The 4,316-nt window shown below is 66.7% G+C and carries 6 protein-coding genes and 1 pseudogene; 3 read left to right on the top strand and 4 right to left on the bottom strand.

What is annotated here, in order from left to right; all coding sequences use genetic code 11:
- The 4 genes and pseudogenes from BV95_RS24880 to BV95_RS22315 all read right to left on the bottom strand — a co-directional run.
- Positions 1–87 (bottom strand): annotated as a pseudogene (locus BV95_RS24880) (HK97 family phage prohead protease); the annotation flags it as partial.
- On the bottom strand, positions 80–400 hold the full coding sequence (locus tag BV95_RS22305) for a DUF6127 family protein (protein WP_013846175.1): 321 nt from the start codon (positions 398–400) through the stop codon (positions 80–82). The pseudogene BV95_RS24880 and the gene BV95_RS22305, both read right to left, overlap by 8 nt.
- Before the next feature lie 62 nt (positions 401–462).
- A complete protein-coding gene (locus tag BV95_RS22310) occupies positions 463–1,593 on the bottom strand; it encodes a phage portal protein (protein ID WP_037457498.1) in 1,131 nt (376 codons plus the stop codon).
- A 108-nt stretch (positions 1,594–1,701) separates the two neighbouring features.
- A complete protein-coding gene (locus BV95_RS22315) occupies positions 1,702–2,040 on the bottom strand; it encodes a hypothetical protein (RefSeq protein WP_037457500.1) in 339 nt (112 codons plus the stop codon).
- A gap of 236 nt (positions 2,041–2,276) precedes the next feature.
- Here BV95_RS22315 and BV95_RS22320 point away from each other — a divergent pair, with 236 nt between their 5' ends.
- From BV95_RS22320 to BV95_RS22330, 3 genes are all read left to right on the top strand, one after another.
- On the top strand, positions 2,277–2,615 hold the full coding sequence (locus BV95_RS22320) for a hypothetical protein (RefSeq protein ID WP_037457500.1): 339 nt from the start codon (positions 2,277–2,279) through the stop codon (positions 2,613–2,615).
- A gap of 108 nt (positions 2,616–2,723) precedes the next feature.
- A complete protein-coding gene (locus BV95_RS22325; protein WP_037457498.1) occupies positions 2,724–3,854 on the top strand; it encodes a phage portal protein in 1,131 nt (376 codons plus the stop codon).
- Positions 3,855–3,916: 62 nt separating this feature from the next.
- Entirely contained in the window at positions 3,917–4,237 is a 321-nt protein-coding gene (locus BV95_RS22330) for a DUF6127 family protein (RefSeq protein WP_013846175.1), read from the top strand.
- Positions 4,238–4,316 lie beyond the last annotated feature (79 nt).

Below are 4,316 nucleotides of genomic sequence, written 5' to 3'. Positions count from 1 at the left end.
GGCAAAGGCCCCCGCCCGCACCACGTCGCCGCCCCGGTCCACCCGGTCGAACACCGCCGCATATCCGGCGAACCGCACGTCACTCATGCACCAGCCCCGCCAGCCCCAGCTTCACCGCCATCCCCAACAGCAGCAAAGCCATGACCACCCGCACGACCCACGCGACCACAGCCCCCCGCGCCGCCTTCTTCGCGTCGCGCCAGGCGCCCAGCAGCTCGCGCAATTCCCGCACATCGTCCCCGGCGCCACGATCCGCCAGCCCCAACCGCTCCAACGCCCGCCCAACGCCCAGTTCGCTCGCTTCCTCGATCAGCGCCCGGATCATCAGCATGTCCGCCGCCACCGGCTGCGCCTCAGCCTGCGCGACCAACCGCGCCAGCATCTCCCCATCATATTTCATCGCCCGCCTCCAATCCCACACCCGTTCGTTTCGAGCGAAGTCGAGAAACCGCCAGAACCCCCTCACCCAATTCCCAAAACCGCCCGCTTCTCCTCCGCCGACAGGAAGTCCGCCGCCCCAACCCGCTCCCAAAGCGCACTCCGCTCCTCGAACAACGAAGGCACCGCATCCAGATCGACATTCAGGCACAATTCCGGCCACCACCCCTGCAACCCCTGCGCCAGCCCGCCGCAAATCTTCGCCATCAACGGCAGGATCGTCTGCCGCCACAGCGCCCGATTGGCCTCGCGATAATTGGCGTAGCTATTATCCCCCGGCAGCCCCATCAGCATCGGCGGCACCCCGAAAGCGAGCGCAATCTCCCGCGCCGCCGCCGCCTTCAGCCCCACGAAATCCATCTCCGCAGGCGTCAGACTCATCGCCTTCCAGTCCAGCCCACCCTCCAGCAGCATCGGCCGCCCGGCATTGGCCGCGCCCGAAAAGGCGATCTCCATCTCCCGCTTCACCCGCTCATACTGGTCCGGCGCCATCACCGACCCGTCACCCGGATCATAGACCATCGCCCCCGAAGGCCGCGCCGCATTGTCCAGCAAAGCCTTGTTCCAAACCGTCGCCGCATTGTGGATCGCCACCGCTCCCGCAGCCGCGCCGACGCAACCCAACCCATAATGATCGTCCAGCGGATGCAGCGCCTTCAGATGGACGATCCCCGTCCGCCCGCTCCCATCCTCCGGCGACAGCCGCGTCACGCTCTCCCCCACGCGATAGAGGTAAGCCGCCGGCCACCCCCGCGCATCCGCCTCGACACTCACCCGCTCCGGCCGCAACGCATAAAGCTCCACCGGCACGCCATCCGCGCCGACCATCACCTGCACATAGGCATTGCCATGCAGCAGCAAATGGCTCGCCAGCGTCTCCACCAGCGACTGCCCAGAAGAACAGCGCATCACCAACGCCTTCACCCGCCGCCGATCATCCTCGCCCACGCCGCCGACGACCAGAGCCGTCCCGCCAGCCCCCTCCGCCACCAACCGCAAGGCCCGCTGCGCCACCGGATTGCCGACCACCCCGGCCCGCACCTGCGCCTCATAGCTGGCGGGCCACTCCCCCAAGGCCACACCACCCGAACCCCATGCCCGCGCCAACACCGGCCGCGCACTCTCCCGCGCCGCCTTCACCCCGAAAAATTTCATAAACCCCACCCCAACAAAAAATCCTCCCCCCAATGGGGGGAGGATGGTGAAGCTTGGCAGCAAGCTGCCTAGCGAAACCTGGAGAGGGGACCGCCCCCTCCCAAAACTCTAAGGATTCCGAGCCAAAACCCGATCGCAGGCCGAATTCGTCCCCTCGCTCTTCCCGATCACGCGCCCGGCCACAGCCCCCGCCGCACCGGCCAGCAAGGACTCGCCCAAATTCCCCCCAGCCAGCGCACCAACGCCAGCACCACCAGCCGCACCGATCACCGTCCCCTTGTCCCGCCCCTTCTTCGCCTGGAGCAGACAATAGCGCACATCATCCCGATCCCGCGGCGCAGCGCGAGCCACCCGCGCCCGCTCCTTGCTGCTCAGCGAAGCCGCCATCACCGGCCCACTCACCAAAGCCAGCCCGCCCGCAGCCATCATCCATCCGGCCCATTTCATGACCCAATCTCCTCAAAAATCACACGGATAGACTACGCAGAACCCAAACCCTTGTTCCCTCATTCCACCCCCGCAATAATCGCAACGTCAGAGGGACTCTCCAATTCCTCCCCATCTATGGATGGGGAGGAATTGGAGAGTCCCTCTGACGTTGCGATTATTGCGGGGGTGGAATGAGGGAACAAGGGTTTGGGTTCTGCGTAGTCTATCCGTGTGATTTTTGAGGAGATTGGGTCATGAAATGGGCCGGATGGATGATGGCTGCGGGCGGGCTGGCTTTGGTGAGTGGGCCGGTGATGGCGGCTTCGCTGAGCAGCAAGGAGCGGGCGCGGGTGGCTCGCGCTGCGCCGCGGGATCGGGATGATGTGCGCTATTGTCTGCTCCAGGCGAAGAAGGGGCGGGACAAGGGGACGGTGATCGGTGCGGCTGGTGGTGCTGGCGTTGGTGCGCTGGCTGGGGGGAATTTGGGCGAGTCCTTGCTGGCCGGTGCGGCGGGGGCTGTGGCCGGGCGCGTGATCGGGAAGAGCGAGGGGACGAATTCGGCCTGCGATCGGGTTTTGGCTCGGAATCCTTAGAGTTTTGGGAGGGGGCGGTCCCCTCTCCAGGTTTCGCTAGGCAGCTTGCTGCCAAGCTTCACCATCCTCCCCCCATTGGGGGGAGGATTTTTTGTTGGGGTGGGGTTTATGAAATTTTTCGGGGTGAAGGCGGCGCGGGAGAGTGCGCGGCCGGTGTTGGCGCGGGCATGGGGTTCGGGTGGTGTGGCCTTGGGGGAGTGGCCCGCCAGCTATGAGGCGCAGGTGCGGGCCGGGGTGGTCGGCAATCCGGTGGCGCAGCGGGCCTTGCGGTTGGTGGCGGAGGGGGCTGGCGGGACGGCTCTGGTCGTCGGCGGCGTGGGCGAGGATGATCGGCGGCGGGTGAAGGCGTTGGTGATGCGCTGTTCTTCTGGGCAGTCGCTGGTGGAGACGCTGGCGAGCCATTTGCTGCTGCATGGCAATGCCTATGTGCAGGTGATGGTCGGCGCGGATGGCGTGCCGGTGGAGCTTTATGCGTTGCGGCCGGAGCGGGTGAGTGTCGAGGCGGATGCGCGGGGGTGGCCGGCGGCTTACCTCTATCGCGTGGGGGAGAGCGTGACGCGGCTGTCGCCGGAGGATGGGAGCGGGCGGACGGGGATCGTCCATCTGAAGGCGCTGCATCCGCTGGACGATCATTATGGGTTGGGTTGCGTCGGCGCGGCTGCGGGAGCGGTGGCGATCCACAATGCGGCGACGGTTTGGAACAAGGCTTTGCTGGACAATGCGGCGCGGCCTTCGGGGGCGATGGTCTATGATCCGGGTGACGGGTCGGTGATGGCGCCGGACCAGTATGAGCGGGTGAAGCGGGAGATGGAGATCGCCTTTTCGGGCGCGGCCAATGCCGGGCGGCCGATGCTGCTGGAGGGTGGGCTGGACTGGAAGGCGATGAGTCTGACGCCTGCGGAGATGGATTTCGTGGGGCTGAAGGCGGCGGCGGCGCGGGAGATTGCGCTCGCTTTCGGGGTGCCGCCGATGCTGATGGGGCTGCCGGGGGATAATAGCTACGCCAATTATCGCGAGGCCAATCGGGCGCTGTGGCGGCAGACGATCCTGCCGTTGATGGCGAAGATTTGCGGCGGGCTGGCGCAGGGGTTGCAGGGGTGGTGGCCGGAATTGTGCCTGAATGTCGATCTGGATGCGGTGCCTTCGTTGTTCGAGGAGCGGAGTGCGCTTTGGGAGCGGGTTGGGGCGGCGGACTTCCTGTCGGCGGAGGAGAAGCGGGCGGTTTTGGGAATTGGGTGAGGGGGTTCTGGCGGTTTCTCGACTTCGCTCGAAACGAACGGGTGTGGGATTGGAGGCGGGCGATGAAATATGATGGGGAGATGCTGGCGCGGTTGGTCGCGCAGGCTGAGGCGCAGCCGGTGGCGGCGGACATGCTGATGATCCGGGCGCTGATCGAGGAAGCGAGCGAACTGGGCGTTGGGCGGGCGTTGGAGCGGTTGGGGCTGGCGGATCGTGGCGCCGGGGACGATGTGCGGGAATTGCGCGAGCTGCTGGGCGCCTGGCGCGACGCGAAGAAGGCGGCGCGGGGGGCTGTGGTCGCGTGGGTCGTGCGGGTGGTCATGGCTTTGCTGCTGTTGGGGATGGCGGTGAAGCTGGGGCTGGCGGGGCTGGTGCATGAGTGACGTGCGGTTCGCCGGATATGCGGCGGTGTTCGACCGGGTGGACCGGGGCGGCGACGTGGTGCGGGCGGGGGCCTTTGCC

This window comes from Sphingobium chlorophenolicum (genome assembly GCF_000722875.1).
In the GTDB taxonomy this organism is placed as follows: domain Bacteria; phylum Pseudomonadota; class Alphaproteobacteria; order Sphingomonadales; family Sphingomonadaceae; genus Sphingobium; species Sphingobium chlorophenolicum.
The sequence above is the reverse complement of the archived record's forward strand: the minus strand, read 5'-3'. Positions and strand labels throughout refer to the sequence as shown.